Source organism: Aggregatibacter segnis ATCC 33393, assembly GCF_000185305.1.
In the GTDB taxonomy this organism is placed as follows: domain Bacteria; phylum Pseudomonadota; class Gammaproteobacteria; order Enterobacterales; family Pasteurellaceae; genus Aggregatibacter; species Aggregatibacter segnis.
Genome location: NZ_GL622200.1, coordinates 315,814 through 335,056, shown reverse-complemented (window position 1 = coordinate 335,056; position 19,243 = coordinate 315,814). Strand labels below are relative to the sequence as shown.

The 19,243-nt window shown below is 44.1% G+C and carries 15 protein-coding genes and 5 tRNA genes; 9 read left to right on the top strand and 11 right to left on the bottom strand.

Translation table 11 applies throughout. The features are described 5' to 3' along the window. Nucleotides 1–21 precede the first annotated feature (21 nt). The 10 genes from hemN to gltX form a co-directional block, all read right to left on the bottom strand. On the bottom strand, nt 22–1,389 hold the full coding sequence (gene hemN, locus HMPREF9064_RS07650; RefSeq protein ID WP_006717059.1) for an oxygen-independent coproporphyrinogen III oxidase: 1,368 nt from the start codon (nt 1,387–1,389) through the stop codon (nt 22–24). A gap of 16 nt (nt 1,390–1,405) precedes the next feature. Continuing rightward, nucleotides 1,406–1,840, bottom strand: coding sequence for a DUF2489 domain-containing protein (locus tag HMPREF9064_RS07655; protein WP_006717057.1), 435 nt, complete (start codon nt 1,838–1,840; stop codon nt 1,406–1,408). Between the two features lie 13 nt (nt 1,841–1,853). After that, the gene (gene yihI / locus HMPREF9064_RS07660; protein ID WP_006717055.1) at nt 1,854–2,414 is read right to left on the bottom strand and encodes a Der GTPase-activating protein YihI; all 561 of its coding nucleotides are present in this window, start codon (nt 2,412–2,414) and stop codon (nt 1,854–1,856) included. A gap of 99 nt (nt 2,415–2,513) precedes the next feature. Continuing rightward, nucleotides 2,514–3,041 carry a tRNA adenosine(34) deaminase TadA gene (gene tadA / locus HMPREF9064_RS07665; RefSeq protein ID WP_006717052.1) on the bottom strand — a complete coding sequence of 176 codons (528 nt, stop codon included), beginning with the start codon at nt 3,039–3,041 and terminating at the stop codon, nt 2,514–2,516. A 63-nt stretch (nt 3,042–3,104) separates the two neighbouring features. Then, on the bottom strand, nt 3,105–3,956 hold the full coding sequence (locus tag HMPREF9064_RS07670) for a thymidylate synthase (protein WP_006717050.1): 852 nt from the start codon (nt 3,954–3,956) through the stop codon (nt 3,105–3,107). Beyond that, nucleotides 3,953–4,750 carry a prolipoprotein diacylglyceryl transferase gene (gene lgt / locus HMPREF9064_RS07675; protein WP_006717048.1) on the bottom strand — a complete coding sequence of 266 codons (798 nt, stop codon included), beginning with the start codon at nt 4,748–4,750 and terminating at the stop codon, nt 3,953–3,955. Before lgt ends, HMPREF9064_RS07670 begins: the two co-directional genes overlap by 4 nt. Before the next feature lie 8 nt (nt 4,751–4,758). After that, nucleotides 4,759–5,556, bottom strand: coding sequence for a sulfite exporter TauE/SafE family protein (locus tag HMPREF9064_RS07680; RefSeq protein WP_006717046.1), 798 nt, complete (start codon nt 5,554–5,556; stop codon nt 4,759–4,761). A gap of 2 nt (nt 5,557–5,558) precedes the next feature. Next, nucleotides 5,559–6,158: an RNA pyrophosphohydrolase gene (gene rppH / locus HMPREF9064_RS07685; RefSeq protein ID WP_006717043.1), complete on the bottom strand. Its 600-nt coding sequence runs from the start codon at nt 6,156–6,158 to the stop codon at nt 5,559–5,561. A 267-nt stretch (nt 6,159–6,425) separates the two neighbouring features. Next, nucleotides 6,426–6,501: transfer RNA gene (locus HMPREF9064_RS07690), tRNA-Ala, on the bottom strand. A gap of 78 nt (nt 6,502–6,579) precedes the next feature. Next, complete coding sequence (gene gltX / locus HMPREF9064_RS07695) at nt 6,580–8,025, bottom strand: glutamate--tRNA ligase (RefSeq protein WP_006717041.1); 1,446 nt, start codon at nt 8,023–8,025, stop codon at nt 6,580–6,582. A 170-nt stretch (nt 8,026–8,195) separates the two neighbouring features. Here gltX and HMPREF9064_RS07700 point away from each other — a divergent pair. The 8 genes from HMPREF9064_RS07700 (at nt 8,196) to HMPREF9064_RS07735 (ending at nt 13,639) form a co-directional block, all read left to right on the top strand. Further along, nucleotides 8,196–8,271: transfer RNA gene (locus HMPREF9064_RS07700), tRNA-Val, on the top strand. A 38-nt stretch (nt 8,272–8,309) separates the two neighbouring features. After that, nucleotides 8,310–8,385 (top strand) — tRNA-Val (locus tag HMPREF9064_RS07705). A 36-nt stretch (nt 8,386–8,421) separates the two neighbouring features. Further along, a tRNA-Val gene (locus HMPREF9064_RS07710) sits at nt 8,422–8,497 on the top strand. Between the two features lie 27 nt (nt 8,498–8,524). Next, nucleotides 8,525–8,600 (top strand) — tRNA-Val (locus HMPREF9064_RS07715). Between the two features lie 111 nt (nt 8,601–8,711). Then, nucleotides 8,712–9,500, top strand: coding sequence for a glycosyltransferase family 32 protein (locus HMPREF9064_RS07720; protein ID WP_006717039.1), 789 nt, complete (start codon nt 8,712–8,714; stop codon nt 9,498–9,500). Between the two features lie 114 nt (nt 9,501–9,614). Continuing rightward, on the top strand, nt 9,615–10,988 hold the full coding sequence (argH, locus tag HMPREF9064_RS07725; protein ID WP_032998085.1) for an argininosuccinate lyase: 1,374 nt from the start codon (nt 9,615–9,617) through the stop codon (nt 10,986–10,988). Nucleotides 10,989–11,258: 270 nt separating this feature from the next. Next, nucleotides 11,259–12,608, top strand: a complete 1,350-nt coding sequence (gdhA, locus tag HMPREF9064_RS07730) for an NADP-specific glutamate dehydrogenase (RefSeq protein WP_006717034.1) — start codon at nt 11,259–11,261, stop codon at nt 12,606–12,608. Between the two features lie 200 nt (nt 12,609–12,808). Further along, on the top strand, nt 12,809–13,639 hold the full coding sequence (locus tag HMPREF9064_RS07735) for a class II glutamine amidotransferase (protein ID WP_032997763.1): 831 nt from the start codon (nt 12,809–12,811) through the stop codon (nt 13,637–13,639). Between the two features lie 69 nt (nt 13,640–13,708). On the opposite strand, the gene dnaE is transcribed toward HMPREF9064_RS07735, so the two are convergent. Further along, on the bottom strand, nt 13,709–17,185 hold the full coding sequence (gene dnaE, locus HMPREF9064_RS07740; protein WP_032997762.1) for a DNA polymerase III subunit alpha: 3,477 nt from the start codon (nt 17,183–17,185) through the stop codon (nt 13,709–13,711). 245 nt (nt 17,186–17,430) lie between these two features. On the opposite strand from dnaE, the gene HMPREF9064_RS07745 reads away from it, so the two are divergent. After that, complete coding sequence (locus HMPREF9064_RS07745; protein ID WP_006717027.1) at nt 17,431–19,218, top strand: AMP-dependent synthetase/ligase; 1,788 nt, start codon at nt 17,431–17,433, stop codon at nt 19,216–19,218. Nucleotides 19,219–19,243 lie beyond the last annotated feature (25 nt).

Here is a 19,243-nt window from a genome sequence, read left to right as displayed (position 1 = left end):
AACCTCCCCCGACATGTCAAATTAAATAATCCGCGAAAATTGCTGTTGTTTTGCTTGTGCGCGTGAATACGTGTCGAAACACAAACAAATATTACGAATCAACAAGCGTCCTTTTGCGGAAACCGTGATTTGCTCCTCACCAATATCCAATAAACCATCAGCGGCCAAAGGCGCTAACAAGGCCAAATCTTCTGCAAAGTGTTGTTTAAAATCAATATTGTACTGTTTTTCTAATGGGGCATACGCTAATTTAAAGTTACAAATCAATTGCTTAATGACATCACGACGCAAACAATCTTCTTCTGACATGGCTAAACCTTTATGTAAGGCAATGCCATTAGTATTCACCGCGGTATAATATTCCTTCAAATCCTTCTGATTTTGCGCATAGGTATCGCCCAATAAGCTGATTGCCGACACACCCAGCCCCAACAAATCACATTCTTCCTGCGTCGTATAGCCTTGGAAATTACGGTGCAACACGCCATTTTGCTGTGCAATAGCAAGTTCATCGTCCGGTTTGGCAAAATGATCCATACCAATAAACTTATAACCTGCACTGCCCAGTGTTTCGATGGTTTTTTGTAAAATTTCCAGCTTCGTCTCCGGTTTCGGTAACTGCCAATCTTTTATTTTTGCTTGTCCGGCGAAACGGCTTGGCAAATGGGCATAGTTAAATACGCTCAATCGATCAGGGTTGAGTTCAATGACTTTTTTCAAGGTGAACATAAAGCTCTCAACACTCTGGAATGGCAAACCATAAATCAAATCGAGATTAGTCGACTGAAAACCGAGCTCACGAGCACGCATCAACAGCGCATTCACAAAGGTTTCATCCTGCTCGCGATTCACCGCTTTCTGCACGTCTTTATTGAAATCTTGCACGCCCATACTAATACGGTTAAACCCGATGTTACGCAAATGTTCTAACATCGAAAGCTCAATTTCACGGGGATCCATTTCAATACTGATTTCTGCGTTATCGGCGATATTAAAATTGTCGCGCAACATTTGCATTAAACGGGCAGATTGTGCCTCCGTTAAATACGTTGGCGTGCCACCACCCCAGTGCACTTGCGTTGCCACACGATTTGTAAATAATGTTGACCGCTCTTTTATCTCTCGTTCCAGAAAATCCAAGTAAATGTCTGCTTTGTGCTGATGGCGCGTAATAACTTTATTACAGGCGCAGAAATAACAAAGTTTGTGGCAAAACGGAATGTGCACATATAACGACAACGGACGTGTTGGATAACGTTGTGCCGCGGCAATAAAGTCCTCATTCGTATACTGTTCGTTAAACTCAAGCGCTGTCGGATAGGATGTGTATCGCGGACCGGATTGATTATATTTTTGAATTAATGCTAAATCCCAAATGATCTCAGACATTCAATTTTCCCCACGTTTATAATGTTTGGATATCCGTTAGAAGTCGGTTTAGTTCTGACTTAATCTTACTTTCAAGCTCGGCTTCTGTGCTTTCACGCTGTAAATCCAAACGCATTCTTTCGTTCTTTTTTAATTCTCTGCGAGCCTCATGAGTCGGCATATCTTCGACCGTTTCATACAATCGCCACATGGCAGAATAATGTTTGAGGCTCATGCCCACTGGTTCGAGTAGCATTTTCAAACGCAATACACCTTCCGACAAATTACAATCACCGTTCAACATGGCTTTCGCAATAATTTCAAGGCTTTCTTTAATGCGATGAATACGGTTTCGGCGCGCTTGCAACAGTGCTTTTTTCTGCTTTTGCAACGCCAACAACAAATACGCGGCATAACCGACCATACCGGCAATGATGATGACAGCTGCAATGAGTAAAAACGTTTTCCACATAATTTAAAGATACTTATTTAAATTGGTTGATGTCGATTCGTTCAAAAGTGCGGTATAAATCTTCTTCGTTTTCTTCATCATCCGCAATGCCTAATTCGTCCATTAATTGGGCGACACGCGCCAAACAGGCATCCACAAAATTTTGATCTTCGGCAGACAATTTTTTGCCTTCGTCTAATTGATCCAGCAACTGACTCAAACATTCGTTATTTTCTAACTGTTCTAATTCTGACATCGGATCCAATGTGGCTTTAGGCTCAGATTTTGCGGCTGATACTGCTTGCGCTTTTTGCGGTTTATTGACGAACTCCACCATCAACGGTACTTTTTTACGGCTACCGATTCGTGGGTCCTGAATTTCTTTTACTTGATTCGCGGCTTTATTTTCCGGCGCACTATGACGAGAACCGGAATCCAATCCTTTATGCTTACGTTTTTTCTTCTCTTCACGGGCTTTCGCATCCAGTTCATAACGCGTCGCTTTACGACCAGAAAGGGGTTGTTCCGGTTTCTTATCGGATTTGCGGGCCGGCATGATATCTGTAAGGCGGCGAGTCTTTTTCTGACGGGACATAACTTATCTCTTGACTAATAAAATTGAGCGGCGATTGTATCACTCCGCAGGAAATTTAACGAGGGATATTAAAAAATGCTGAAAAAAATGACCGCACTTTTAACTATCAGACTTCGTTTCAGTCATCAACTGTTGCGCTAATTTCGCTTCTTTCTGTTGCGCACGGCGTTTTTGAAAAAACGCACTGAGTTTTTCACTGCATTCCTGCTGCAACACCCCACCGGTAATTTCGATGGCATGATTCATTTTATAATCATCGAAAAAATGAAAACGGGAACCCACTGCGCCGGTTTTATAGTCAGCCGCACCGAACACAAGGCGCTTAATGCGGCTGTGTAAAATTGCCCCGGCGCACATGGTGCAAGGCTCAAGGGTGACGTATAAGGTTGCGTTCAACAAGCGGTAATTTTGTAAGCGTTGGCCGCCTTGGCGTAGAGCAACAATTTCGGCGTGCGCCGTAGGATCAGAATCAATGATCGATAAATTCCATCCCTCGCCAATAATTTCACCTTCCTCGCTCACTAACACGGCACCCACAGGAATTTCACCCAAGGCTTCTGCTTTGTCCGCCAACATTAAGGCGTGGCGCATAAATTGTTCATCCAGTTGCTGTTGAGATTCAGTCATGAGGTTCTTCAGATGAAAAGTGCGGTGGATTTTAAAAACGTTTTTAAAACCGACCGCACTTTGTTAGACGGAAAACGGATATTTAATCGGCTCGTGGCATTGATAACCCGTTACTTTAAAATCATCCATGGTGACCCAGGTTTCCAAGTCTTCTAAAGATTTAATGTCCGGATTAATTTCCAACTGCGGTGACGGGAAAGGCTCACGTTTTAATTGCACATCACGCATAAGTGCCAACTGGTCTTCATAAATATGCGCATTCACAATGTGGTGAAATGCCTGCCCTGCTTTTTTACCGGTGATTTGTGCCATTAATGCTAAGAAGGTAAATACTTGGATTTGGTTAAAATTCAAACCAAGCGGGACATCACAAGAACGCTGATAACTGGTGAGATATAACGTATCACCCAACAAAGAAAACGTATGTGTGTGCATGCAAGGGCGCAAACAGCCTAAATCAAATTCACCCGGGTTATAGAACGTCAGAATCTCACCGCGGTCATCAATGCCTTTGCTGAGGTTATTAACAATTTTGCGTAGTTGATCGAGATGTTCACCATTCGGTTTACGCCAACTTCTGCCCTGCACGCCATATACGCGCCCCATGTCATCGGTGCCTTTGCGGTGCGGATTATTGAGCCAAGCCTGATTTTCATTAGCATTGGCATCCCACGTTTTGGTACCCAGCTTGCGGAAGTCGGCAGCATTGTCATAACCGCGAATATAGCCTAGAAATTCTGCAATCGCTGCTTTCCAATAACTTTTACGGGTCGTAATCAGCGGAAATTGGTTGTTTGCCACATCGTAAGTCAAACCGGCGTTAATCACCGTTAAACAGCGTTTGCCAGTACGTTCGTTTTCTACCCAAACGCCTTCGTTAACAATGCGTTGGCACAAGTCTAAATATTGTTTCATTTTTTCACCGCACTTTTGTTGTATGCCCAAAACATAATGAAAATGCCGCCGAAAATCATTGGCAAGCAAAGTAATTGACCTCTTGTGATCACATCAAGAAACAGCTCTACATCGGGTTCGCGCACATATTCAATCATAAAACGGAAAACGCCATAACCGATGAGGAAGAGCCCGGCTACCGATCCCATTGGACGTGGTTTACGAATAAACCAATTCAAAATAAGGAACAACACCAAACCTTCTAACATAGCTTCATATAATTGAGATGGATGGCGTGGTAGTAATAGCGGATCTGTTGGAAAAATCATGGCCCAAGGCACATCCGTTGCATGCCCCCATAATTCTAAATTAATGAAATTACCAAGACGCCCCATTCCTAAACCGAAAGGAATGAGAGGCGCAACAAAATCTGCCGTCGCCCAAAAGCTGCGTTTTTGTATTTTAGAGGTAATGACCATGGCAATAATCACGCCAATTAAGCCACCATGAAAAGACATCCCGCCTTCCCAAACGCGGAATAAATACAGCGGATCCTGTAAAAAACGATCAAGATTATAAAAGAAGACATCACCAATTCGACCGCCTAAAAAGACGCCCATGAAACCATTGAATAATAAAGAATCAACTTGATCTACCGTCCAACCACTGTTGGCTTGCTGAGCGCGGCGCACACCTAACCAACGAGCAAAAATAAAACCGAGTAAATACATTAATCCATACCAGCGCAAACCGATGGGACCAAATTCAAAAATTGCCGGATCGAAATGCGGTAATACAAGGTAATCTGAATTCATAACGTTCCTTATTTCAATAACATATTAATCGCCACCACAATTAAAAAGGCGGCAAACGCTTTCTTCAAGGTCGGCACCGGGAGTTTGTTCGTTGCATTGGCACCAAGTTTAGAAGTGAAAAATGAGGTAACCGTGATGCCCAAAACAGCCGGAAAATACACGAAACCGACCGAATAAGGCGGCATACCTTGCGCATTCCAACCGCTCACCATAAAACTTAACATTCCCGCAATACCCATTAACATGCCACAGAAAGCAGAAGTGCCAATAGCTTTTTTAATATCTACGTTGCGAGAATTTAAAAACGGCACAATAAATCCGCCACCGCCAATACCGGCAACACTTGATGCCATGCCAATCAAGGCACCGCCAATAATGGAGGATAAAGGCGTAATTTTTTTATTCGGGTCGATGTTTTTCGGCTTAATAGACAAAATCATTTTAGCTGCTAAATAAACAACTAAGCAGGCAAACAACTTACTGGAAACGTCATGAGGCAATTTACTGATGTATTGCCCTGAAATAAAGGCACTGATCATTAATGCAGGGGCAAAATACTTCAAGGTGGACCAAACGACATTGCCAAGTTTGTGGTGTCGTTGTGCGGAAGAAAAAGCGGTAACCACGATAGTCGCGAAGGAGGTACCAAGTGCGGTGGACATTAAGAGCGAATCCGGTACGCCGACAATTGGTAGTAAATAAACCATCATCGGCACAATCACCATGCCGCCACCAATGCCGAATAAACCGGCTAAAAAGCCGGCGACACAACCGGCAAGCAAACAAAAGAGGAAGAAGGTTAACATAATTATCTCTTATACTTTTGTGATGAATATTTGGAATGCTTTGAATGGGTCTGTTTTGGCGTTGAAAAGGTATTCTTTTTCTCTTCTACTGCGCTAGAGTCAGCCCGCAATAACAAGTCTTTGTTATTTTCATCAAATAACACCGTAGCAAACTCTTTCATCGCTTTACGATAGACATCTCTTTTGAAAGAAACCACTTGACGCACCGGATACCAGAAACTCACCCAACGCCAACCGTCAAACTCCGGTGTTTTACTGCATTGCATATTGATGTTTTTGGTGTCGCTGACTAACTGCAATAAAAACCAGCGTTGTTTCTGTCCGATACAAATAGGTTTGGAATCATAACGTAACAGTCGTTTTGGCAATTTATAACGCAGCCAATGCTTAGAAGCATAGAGCACTCGCACATCTTTGCGTGTTAATCCGACTTCCTCAAACAATTCTCGGTACATCGCTTGTTCTGGCGTTTCATTATCATTAATCCCGCCTTGCGGAAATTGCCAGGAATTCTGTCCGTATCTTTTCGCCCACAGCACTTGCCCTTTGTCGTTGCAAATAACAATGCCTACATTCGGACGGTAGCCATCGAAATCGATCACTATCGTATCCTTAAAATTCAGTTAATTTTTTAAATTGGAATAGCGACAAATTGTTTCATAAACTCCCCTTTCGGGCAACTCATTTAGCAAGAAACGGGGAGAGATAGGGCATTTAAGAAATGTTTAAATGCTCTTTTAAAGCATAAATTTCACATTAGATGAGATAACTTTAGAGGCAAGAGCTTAATAGCATTTGCGTTGATAAGCATGAAGCACAACGCTAAAAAAAAACCTTATCAATTGACTTCATTGATAAGGTTTAAAATTTGGTGGAGATAATCGGGATCGAACCGACGACCTCTTGAATGCCATTCAAGCGCTCTCCCAACTGAGCTATATCCCCATAAGTGGCGGCTATGATAAATTCCGCCCCTTGGTCTGTCAATATTAAATTTTTAATTCATTGCCATCAGATTAAATCTTAAGCATTTTGCCCGTGAATAAAATCAATAGCACGTTGAATTCGGCTTAATACGCGCTCACGTCCGATTCCTACTAAGGTCACATCCATAGACGGCGATTGTCCTGCACCGGTCACAGCGACGCGCAGCGGCATTCCCACTTTACCCATGCCTACCTCTAATTCGGCAGCGGTTTGTTCAATAGCTTCGTGAGTAGAATGCAAATCCCAAGTGGAAAGTGCGGTCAGTTTTTCTTTTACTTTTTCAAGCGCTTCTACCGCGCCCGCTTTGAAATGTTTTTTCACCGCAGCTTCATCGAAAGCTTCAAACTCTTCAAAGAAATAACGACTGGCAAGCGCCATTTCACGTAAGGTTTTACAACGATCCGCCAGCATGGTGATGATTTCCGTTAATGCCGGGCCATTGGAAGTGTCAATGCCTAAATCCTGATATTGCCATGCTAAATGTTTCGCAACGTAGTCCGCTGGCAATTCACGAAGATAATGATGGTTCAACCACAATAATTTTTCGGTGTTAAAGGCACTGGCAGATTTACTCACGGAGTGTAAATCAAATAAATCAATCATTTCTTGTCGGGTGAAAATTTCCTGATCACCATGGCCCCAGCCCAAACGCACCAAATAGTTGATAAGCGCTTCCGGCAAATAACCTTCGTCACGATATTGCATTACGCTCACGGCGCCGTGACGTTTGGAAAGTTTTTGACCATCGTCCCCGTTAATCATAGAAACGTGTGCATACACCGGAATCGGTGCACCAAGGGCTTTTAAAATGTTAATTTGACGCGGGGTGTTATTAATATGGTCTTCACCGCGCACAACGTGGGTGATGCCCATATCCCAGTCATCTACCACCACGCAGAAGTTATAGGTCGGTGAGCCGTCGGTACGGCGGATAATCAAGTCATCCAATTCGCTGTTGCTGATTTCAATGCGTCCACGTACCGCATCATCAAATACCACAGAACCCTCAGTTGGATTTTTAAAACGCACTACATGCGGTTCATCGGCAGAATGTTCTGCATGATCATGCAAACAATGGCGGTCATAACGTGGTTTTTCTTTATTTTGTTCTTGTGTATGACGTAATGTTTCCAAACGTTCTTTGGTGCAGTAACAACGGTATGCCAAGCCCTGTTCAATCATTTGATCGATAACTTGGTTATAACGGTCAAAGCGCTTGGTTTGATAATATGGACCGTGCTCCCAGGCCAAATCTAACCATTCCATCGCTTCTAAAATGGCTTGTGTGGCCTCCGGTGTGGAACGCTCCAAATCGGTATCTTCAATACGCAACACAAATTCGCCGTGATTGTGTTTCGCATATAACCAAGAATAAAGTGCGGTGCGTGCGCCGCCAACGTGCAAATAACCAGTTGGGCTCGGTGCAAAACGAGTGCGCACTTTCACGCTTGGATCCAAATCAAATAATGCTTCTAATTTCATGTTATAACCTTTTTATGTGCAAATAATTGTGCGGTATTGTACTACGAGTTGCTTGAATTCATAAGGGAAAATCACGAATTGTGCCTATTTTTGAAACAACCGAAGGATTTTTGGCAAAAATTTGTTGACTGAAATCATTGAGCAATTATAATGCACGCTCACAACATTGAGGGCGATTAGCTCAGTTGGGAGAGCACCTCCCTTACAAGGAGGGGGTCACTGGTTCGAGACCGGTATCGCCCACCACTTTTTAAGGTTTCTCAATGTTGTCAATGTAACGACGTGGGCGATTAGCTCAGTTGGGAGAGCACCTCCCTTACAAGGAGGGGGTCACTGGTTCGAGACCGGTATCGCCCACCATTTCTTACATACTTCCCTATTTTAAGATTCTAACGTGGGCGATTAGCTCAGTTGGGAGAGCACCTCCCTTACAAGGAGGGGGTCACTGGTTCGAGACCGGTATCGCCCACCACTTAAAATCTTAAAATACCGATTCGTCGGGCGATTAGCTCAGTTGGGAGAGCACCTCCCTTACAAGGAGGGGGTCACTGGTTCGAGACCGGTATCGCCCACCACTCTACTTCCTACTTAATGATTTCTCTTTCAAAGCCTTCCTGACGTTTATTCTTTTTGTGTAAAGTGATAAAGTACAACCAGTTTTTCAACAGAATAAACGGATTCATTTAATGCAAAAAACAATAAAAAATCAGACCGCACTTTTAATTTCAAACGGCCTATTACGTTTAGCCGGGAACATTGTCAAAATCCTAAGCTACCCTTTCCATGCACTTTTTCCGAAAAAACGCTTTACGATTCCCGAATTCAGCCCGACCAAACGCCAATCCGGCAAACCAAGCAAAATTAATCGCGTGATTTGGCAAACCAACTACAGCAATAAAGTGACGTTGCCAATTTACTGCAACTATTTGGTCAACCGCTTATTTTCGTTAAGTTACGATTATCGCTATGTCAGTACTGAAGCACGTAGCGAATATATTGAAAAATATGCCGACCCACGCACGTTTGCTGCTTATAGCCAACTTACAGACGGTGCCGCACAAGCAGATTTTTGGCGCTTATTCACGCTATATCAAGACGGCGGCATTTATATGGATATTGATGGTCATCTTGTCGGCTGCTTAGATACGATGATTGATCCGGAAGATGACGAAGTCCTCATCACCCGTCGTGGGCGTTACACTAACTTTTTCTTAGCCAGCCGCAAAGGTAACCCATTTTTAAAGGAAACGTTGGATATTATTGTGGACAACATTGAAAATCGTCGCGTTGACGGTGGCGTATTTGTTCTTACCGGCCCGGAAACGTTAAACAAAGCCTTAGAAAACAAGGAAGTAAACACCCGCCGTGATAAATTTACTTGCGCTCAAGGCACGTTCGCTAACGAGTATTTTCAATATATGGATAAAAAACGTGGCAAGTGGATCCACGCTAAAAACGAAGATTTATTAAAATAACGGTCAATGACACAAAAAGTGCGGTCACAAAAAGCAAATTTTTTGTTGATCGCCTTTTTTGTTTCTGTGATATATTTTTTAACCAATGACACCAATCACAAATCAGAGGATTCTATGGCACTTTGGGGTGGACGCTTTACGCAGGCGGCGGACAAGCGTTTTAAAAATTTTAACGATTCATTACGCTTTGACTATCGCCTTGCCGAGCAAGATATCGAAGGCTCTATCGGCTGGTCGAAAGCCTTGGTTTCTGTCAATATTTTAACGGTACAGGAACAACAACAATTAGAACAAGCGCTGAACGAATTATTGATTGAAGTGCGGTCAAATCCGCAAGCGATTTTGCAAGATGATGCGGAAGACATTCACAGTTGGGTGGAAAGTAAACTTATCAACAAAGTGGGCAATTTGGGTAAAAAACTGCACACCGGTCGCAGCCGTAACGACCAAGTGGCGCTCGACATCAAAATGTGGTGTAAAGAACGGGTGGATGAATTACAACATTCCCTTCGCGAATTACAACGCAAATTGGTGCTTACCGCAGAAAATAACCAAGATGCCGTGATGCCGGGTTACACCCACCTGCAACGCGCCCAACCGATTACCTTTGCCCATTGGTGCATGGCCTATGTTGAAATGTTGGATCGCGATTATTCGCGTTTAGCCGATGCTTACCGCCGCATGAATAGCTGCCCGCTAGGCAGTGGCGCCCTTGCCGGCACGGCGTATCCTATCGATCGCGAACAGCTCGCCAAAGATCTCGATTTCGCCTTTGCTACCCGTAACAGTTTGGACAGCGTATCCGACCGCGATCATATTGTTGAACTACTTTCAGCCGCCTCACTGAGCATGGTGCATTTATCCCGTTTCGCCGAAGATATGATTATTTTCAACAGTGGTGAATCTAACTTTGTGGAACTCTCCGATCGCGTGACGTCCGGCTCATCCCTCATGCCGCAAAAGAAAAACCCCGATGCTTGCGAATTAATTCGTGGTAAAGCGGGACGTGTTATCGGTGCGTTAAATGGTATGTTAATGACCTTAAAAGGTTTACCGTTAGCCTATAACAAAGATATGCAGGAAGACAAAGAAGGCATTTTCGATGCATTGGACACTTGGCAGGATTGTTTAGACATGGCGTCATTGGTGTTAGACGACATCAAAGTGAACGTAGAACGCACCCGTGAATCTGCCCTGAAAGGCTACTCCAACGCCACTGAATTAGCCGATTATTTGGTTGCCAAAGGCGTACCATTCCGTGATTCCCATCACATTGTGGGCGAAACCGTGGTGTATGCCATCAAACAACACAAAGCCTTAGAAGACCTGACGATTCCTGAATTTCGTCAATTCTGTGAAAAAGTGTCAGACGATGTGTACGACATTCTTTCTTTACAATCTTGCTTAGACAAACGCGCCGCCAAAGGTGGAGTATCACCGTTGCGTATCGCAGAAGCCATTGCAGAAGCAAAAGCAAGATTCGCCTAACATCTGTTCTAAAGTGCGGTCATAAAAAATCTTATTTTTATGACCGCACTTTTGTTTTCACCCTCCAAAAATAAATCAAATCTAATAAATAAACTCATTTTTTAAATAAAAAATAAAATAAGTTAACAACATAAAATAATTTAATTATTTTTTCGTAAAAATATTTGAAAGCATATGATTTCCTGTTGCATAGTAATTCCGACTTAGCAATATAGCCAAGCGAAAATAAATAAAGCAAACACCAACATACTATCCACAGGAGAAATTCTTATGTCTCACGCAGTTGCCTCACTCGAAGAATTCTTAGCAAAAGTCGAACAACGTGACGGAAATCAACCGGAATTTTTACAAGCGATACGCGAAGTATTCACGTCTATTTGGTCATTCCTTGAGAAAAACCCGAAATACCGCTCTGAAGCCTTATTAGAACGTTTAGTTGAGCCGGAACGCATCATTCAATTCCGCGTAGCATGGACAGATGACAAAGGTCAAGTGCAAGTCAACCGCGCCTTCCGCATTCAATTTAACAGCGCTATCGGCCCTTTCAAAGGTGGCATGCGTTTTCACCCGTCCGTCAACCAATCCATTTTAAAATTCTTAGGCTTTGAGCAAATCTTTAAAAATGCTTTAACCACATTGCCAATGGGGGGGGCCAAAGGCGGTTCCGACTTTGATCCAAAAGGTAAAAGCGATGCGGAAGTCATGCGCTTCTGCCAAGCCTTAATGACTGAACTTTATCGCCACATCGGCCCGGACACAGATGTACCTGCAGGTGATATTGGTGTTGGCGCGCGTGAAGTGGGTTATTTAACCGGCATGATGAAAAAACTCTCCAATCAAACCGGCTGTGTCTTTACAGGCAAAGGCTTGAGTTTCGGCGGTAGCTTAATTCGTCCGGAAGCTACCGGTTATGGTTTGGTCTATTTCGTCCAAGCGATGCTGGCAGAAAAGGGACAAGATTTGAAAGGCAAAACTGTCGCGGTTTCCGGCTCCGGCAACGTGGCACAATATGCGATTGAAAAAGCCCTACAACTAGGTGCTAAAGTCATTAGTTGTTCCGACTCATCCGGTACCGTTGTGGATGAAGAAGGTTTCACGGCTGAAAAATTAGCCGCGTTAATGGATATTAAAAACGTAAAACGCGGTCGTGTAAAAGATTACGCCGATCTCTTTGGCTTGAAATATGTTGCTGGCGCGCGCCCATGGCATTTAAAAGTGGATATTGCGCTACCATGTGCCACTCAAAACGAATTGGCATTAAGCGATGCACAAGCCTTGATTGCCAATGGCGTGCAAGTGGTAGCGGAAGGTGCCAATATGCCAACGACCATCGAGGCCACCAATGCCTTTATTGACGCCGGCGTACTCTTCGGGCCGGGCAAAGCAGCAAATGCAGGCGGCGTCGCCACTTCCGGTTTGGAAATGTCGCAAAACGCACAACGCTTAAGTTGGACAAGAGAAGAAGTCGATGCCAAATTGCACCGCATTATGTTAGACATTCATGCTAACTGTAAAAAATACGGCAGTGATGCGCAAGGTAACATCAACTATGTGGTGGGTGCGAACGTCGCCGGTTTCGTTAAAGTAGCTGATGCCATGTTGGCACAAGGCGTGTATTAATCGACACGAAAAAACACCTCGAAAAACGACCGCACTTTTGAGAGCAACAAAAAGTGCGGTATTTTTTTAAGCTAATTTTGTTATGAGACAGCACATTTTGTTCTAAAAATGAGGTCGTGAGAATATTGAAATTCGCGGAGTTATGGTGTTAAATCTACACTTCTTCTATGGTTATTCTAAACAAGGGTTAAAACAAATTTATGTGCCAATTATTGGGAATGAACTGCAATACGCCGACGGATATTGTGTTTTCATTTGAAGGATTTCGTCATCGTGCCGGACTTACTGATTCCCATTCTGACGGATTTGGTATCGCTTTTTTTGAAGGCAAAGGCGTGCGTATTTTCCGCGACAATAAACCGGGCCACATTTCCCCTATCGCTGATTGCGTGAAACAATATCACATCAAATCCCTCAACGTTATTTCGCATATTCGCAAAGCGACGCAAGGCGATGTAAATCTTGAAAATACCCATCCCTTTATCCGTGAGATCTGGGGAGAAAATTGGGTGTTTGCCCATAATGGTAACTTAACCGAACTGCCCGACATGAGCGAATCCTTCTGTCAACCTATCGGCAGCACTGATTCAGAAACCGCTTTCTGTTACATGGCAGAACAATTAAAAAATCGCTTTCGCAAAAAACCAAACGAAGAACAGATTTTTCAAGCCGTGCAAGATATCAGCAACAAACTCGCAGAGCATGGCACCTTTAACTTTATCCTGTCTAACGGCGAATGGATGATTGCCCGCTGTTCCACTAATTTACACTATCTCACCCGTAAAGCCCCATTTGGCAAAGCACAACGTGTTGATGACGATGGTGTCATCGACTTCAATGAATACGCCAAAGAGGGCGATAAAGTCACGATCATTACCACCGTACCACTCACCAAAGACGAAGTCTGGAGCAAAATGGAAAACGGTGGATTTGTCTTCTTCAAAAATGGGGAAAAAGTGTGGGAAATCATCGGCACGCCGAGAACAGAAATGATTGATGATGGGACGTTAGGCACGGCTAAAGTTGCCTAACCCGGCTCATAGAAAAAGTGCGGTCGAAAAAACAATGATTTTTCCGACCGCACTTTTTATCTCTATTATCTATTCAAACTCCAACTCCACCGCGCTTTCGCCAAGCAATGTCACAAGTTCGGTCAGCAATTCATCGGTTGGGTTGACCGACCATTGCACGCCCATTTTGACTAAGGCTCTGCCTTGTGGGCTTTGGTAATAAATATGCACCGGCAGAGAATTGCTGCTATAAGGCTGTAAAATATGTTTGAATTTCTTAATAAATTGCGGTGTGATTTGCTCTTGCGAAAGACAAATCGCCAGGCTTTTGGCATAACGCGCACGCGCTTCATCAATCGTCATCAAATCCCGCACAGACATTCGCAAGCCTTGCGAGAAATCGTCAAAACTGACTTGTCCCGACACCACGATCACCGTGTCTTTTTGCAGTTTCTCACCGAATTTATCCAACGCTTCGCCAAACAACGTTAAATCTAAACGACCGGAGCGATCATCAATGGTAGCAATGCCGATGTGGTTGCCTTTTTTGGTCACGGCAATGCGCGTATTCACCACCAAACCGCTGGCGGTGCTCATTTGTCCGCGATAATTCGGCGTTAATTCTTTTAGGCGCATTGGGCTGTAATGGGATAATTCTTTTAAATAACGACTCACCGGATGGCTGCTGAGATACAGCCCGAGGGTTTCCCGTTCACCGTCTAAAATGGTCTTTTCCGTCCAAGGGGCAATATTGGCATAAGAATGTTCCACTTCTTCATTGGTTTCCGTCAACACGCCGAACATATCCGTCTGCCCTAAAGCCTCGTCTTTGGCATGTTGATCGGAGGCACGTAGTGCATCTTCCAAATTTTGTTGTAACGCCGCACGATGTGGCCCAAGTTTATCGAAAGCGCCGGATTTAATCAGGCTTTCAAACGTACGTCGATTGATTTTCTTTAAATCCACGCGGGCACATAAATCAAACAAGTTTTTGAAAATACCGTCTTTCTCACGAGCTTCTACCAAGGCTGCAATCGGCCCTTCACCCACGCCTTTAATCGCACCGATACCATACACAATTTCGCCGTTTTCATTGACGCTAAAATGATGTTTTCCGGTGTTAATATCCGGTGGCACGACTTTCAAGCCCATGCGCATACATTCGTCATATAAGCCAACGATTTTGTCGGTGTTATCCATTTCCGAAGTCATGACTGCCGCCATAAATTCCGCCGGGTAGTGCGCCTTCAGCCACAGGGTTTGATAGGACACTAAAGCATAAGCGGCAGAGTGTGATTTGTTAAAGCCATAACCCGCAAATTTTTCCACCAAATCGAAGATCTTCATGGAAAGATCGCCGTCTATGCCATTTTTGATGGCACCCTCTTCAAATACGGAACGCTGCTTCGCCATTTCTTCCGGTTTTTTCTTACCCATCGCACGACGCAATAAGTCCGCGCCACCCAACGTATAACCCGCCAACACTTGAGCAATTTGCATGACCTGCTCTTGATACAAAATAATGCCGTAGGTCGGTTCTAAAATTGGCTTAAGGGTTTCATGCTGATAGTTGGCATCAGGATAAGATACTTCTTCGCGCCCGTGTTTACGATCGATAAAGTTATCCACCATACCCGATTGCAATGGGCCGGGACGGAATAACGCCACCAACGCGATAATATCTTCAAAACAGTCCGGCTTGAGGCGCTTAATCAAATCCTTCATGCCACGCGATTCCAACTGAAACACCGCCGTAGTTTCGGCATTGAGCAACACTTCAAAAGATTGGTGATCATCCAATGGGATAGTGTTGATATCCACCAACGGTTTGCCTTCTTTTTCCATGCGCGCGTTAATCATATCCAGCGCCCATTTGATGATGGTTAAGGTACGCAGACCTAAGAAGTCAAACTTCACTAAACCCGCATATTCCACGTCATTTTTATCGAAGTGGGTCACCGGATGTTTACCTTCCGAATCACAATACAGCGGTGAAAAATCTGTAATTAGCGTTGGCGAAATCACCACCCCACCGGCATGCTTACCGGCATTTCGAGTGACACCTTCCAGCTTGCGCGCCATATCAATAATAGCTCTGACTTCTTCATCCGCATCGTAAATTTCTTGCAGTTTTGGCTCGGCTTCAAAGGCTTTGGCAAGTGTCATACCGGGATCAGGCGGTACTAGTTTAGAAATGCGATCCACAAAACCATAAGGTTGTCCCAGTACGCGCCCCACATCGCGAATCACCGCTTTTGCCGCCATGGTACCGAACGTAATAATTTGCGACACCGCACCACGTCCATACATTTCAGCGACGTGTTCAATCACGCGGTCGCGTCCGTCCATACAGAAGTCCACGTCAAAGTCAGGCATGGAAACCCGTTCTGGATTGAGGAAACGCTCAAAAAGCAAATCGAATTCCAACGGGTCCAAATCGGTAATTTTTAACGCATAAGCCACTAAAGACCCCGCACCGGAACCCCGCCCCGGCCCGACAGGAATATCGTTATCTTTTGACCATTGGATAAACTCCATCACGATCAAAAAATAACCCGGAAAGCCCATTTGGTTGATGACATCCAGTTCCACCTGCAAGCGTTCATCATATTCCGCACGGCGCGCTGCACGCTCGTTTTCATCAGGAAACAACACTTTGAGGCGCGCTTCCAAGCCCTCTCTGGCGCGTTTCACAAGGTAATCTTCGGTGCTTAAATCCCCGGTTGGAAATTTCGGTAAGAAATATTCACCCAATCGAATGGTGACATTACAGCGTTGTGCAATCAGTAGCGTATTCTCCAATGCACTTGGCACATCGGCAAACAAATCACACATTTCTTGTTCAGAACGGAAATATTGTTGACTAGTATAATTTTTAGGACGTTTCGGATCGTCTAACGTGAAACCGTCATGAATCGCTACACGAATTTCATGGGCTTCAAAATCTTCTGCCTGTAAAAAGCATACATCATTGGTCGCCACCACCGGCAATTGTTCGCGTTCAGCCAACTCTAACGCGGCTTGGATGTAATGTTCTTCATCAGGGCGACCGGTACGGGTAAGCGTCAGATAAAAATGATCAGGGAAAAATTCGTGGTAAAAATCCACCGCACTTTTAAGTTCATCAGTATTGCTACGCAGTAATTTTTTACCTACATCGCCATTGACGCCGCCGGATAAAACAATCACCCCGGCACGATGTTCTACTAGCCACTGCTGATCAATATACGGCACATCGGCATAACCGCGCTCATAGGCTTTGGAAAGCAACAAGGTGATATTTTTATAACCTTCATTATTTTTTGCCAAGAGGGTTAAACGGAATCTTTCCTCGCCACACAGCTCATTTTGCACTAGCACATCCGCCCCGATAATCGGCTTCACGCCGGAAGATAATGCCTCACCATAAAACCGGACCAAGCCACAGAAATTCGTGAAGTCTGTTAGCCCCATCGCCACCATGTTATTTTCCACACAGGCTTTCACCAACGGTTTCACTTTGGCGATACCGTCAATCATGGAAAAATCACTGTGAACCTGCAAATGAACAAAACGTGGCGGTGACATAAACATCCTTAAAATAACAAAAAGTGCGGTCAAAAAATCCAATGGATTTTGAGCGTTGGCTTGAGCAAGGTTGACAAAGCCATAGTGGGTAATTTTAGCGGTATTTTGTCGAGAATTATAGGGATAATTTGTCTAGTGGCATCAACACAATAAATCCCCACAAAACACAGTCTTATTGCTAGAGTTTTGAGCCTCAATCCGCTATATTAGCGCACAACTGTTAGCTGATTTTGGATTTTTTAACCATGGATCTCAATTTTCATTTTATTCACCGTGTGCGTAGCCAAGCAAAAACGTTAGCAAATCACACCGCACTTCGTTACTTCAAAGACAACAATTGGTTGTCTATTTCTTGGTCAGAGTTTCAACAACAAATTGACCAAATTTCATTAGCGTTATTAGCAAATCATATTGATATTCAAGATAAAATTGGTATTTTCTCGCATAATATGCCGCGTTGGACAATCACCGATATCGGTGCATTGCAAGTGCGTGCCGTCACCGTGCCGATTTATGCCACGAACACCGCCAAACAAGCCCAATTTATTATTAACAATGCAGATATGAAGATCATTTTCGTGGGCGACCAAGAACAATATGATCAAGTATTGGAGATCGTCGATGAATGCCCGAAACTGGAAAAAATCGTGGCGATGAAAAGCACAATCCATTTGCATGAACACGCCAAAGCCTGCCATTGGCAAGACTTTATTGAGATGGCAGATGAACAATATCAGGCGGAATTACAACAACGGTTGGATGGCAAGTGCTTGGAGGATTTGTTCACATTAATTTACACCTCCGGCACGACCGGTGAGCCGAAAGGCGTGATGTTGGATTACGCGAATTTAGCGCATCAACTCAACGCCCACGATCAGGCATTAAAAGTGGATGATACCGACGTATCTCTTTCCTTCTTGCCGTTATCTCATATTTTTGAGCGCGCTTGGGTAGCTTATGTGCTTCATCGCGGCGCGACCAACTGTTACATTGAAGACACCAATCAAGTGCGGTCGGCTTTGACAGAGATTCGTCCAACCTTAATGTGTGCCGTGCCACGGTTTTACGAAAAAATTTATACGGCCATTTTAGACAAAGTCCATCATGCGCCAAAACTTCGCCAACGTATTTTTCATTGGGCGATAGACGTTGGGCATCAGCATTTCGATGCCCTTGCCAAAGGACAAAAGATCCGCTTTTTGTTAAAACAACAGTATGCCCTCGCCAACAAGTTGGTACTTGGAAAATTACGTGCGCTACTTGGCGGGCGCATTCGGATGATGCCTTGCGGCGGTGCTAAATTAGAATCGACGATCGGTTTATTTTTCCACAGCATCGGTTTAAACATTAAGCTGGGTTACGGCATGACAGAAACCACCGCGACGGTTTCCTGCTGGGATGATCTTCACTTTAACGCCAATTCCATCGGTCGCTTAATGCCGGGCGCAGAAGCCAAAATTGGCGAAAATAACGAAATCCTCGTGCGCGGTGGCATGGTGATGAAAGGTTATTACAAAAAACCGCAGGAAACGGCCGATACTTTCACTGCAGACGGTTTCTTAAAAACCGGTGATGCAGGCGAATTTGATGCCGAGGGGAATTTATACATCACCGACCGCATTAAAGAATTAATGAAAACCTCCAATGGCAAATATATCGCCCCACAAGTGTTGGAAAGCAAAATCGGCAAAGATAAATTTATCGAACAAATTGCAGTCATTGCTGATGCAAAAAAATACGTTTCCGCCCTTATCGTACCTAGCTACGCCGCCCTTGAGGAGTACGCCAAACAGGTCAATATCAAATATCAAGATCGGTTGGAATTGCTCAAAAATTCTGAGATTTTGCAAATGCTAGAACAGCGAATCAATGAATTACAAAAAGAGCTTGCCGGTTGGGAACAAATCAAACGTTTCACGTTGTTGCCTCAGGCATTCAGCACGCAGCTGGAAGAAATTACCCCCACGCTAAAATTACGTCGAAAAGTCATTCTGCAACGCTATAAAGAGCAGATTGAAGCGATGTATAGTTAAGTTTTTACATAATAAGTGCGGTCAA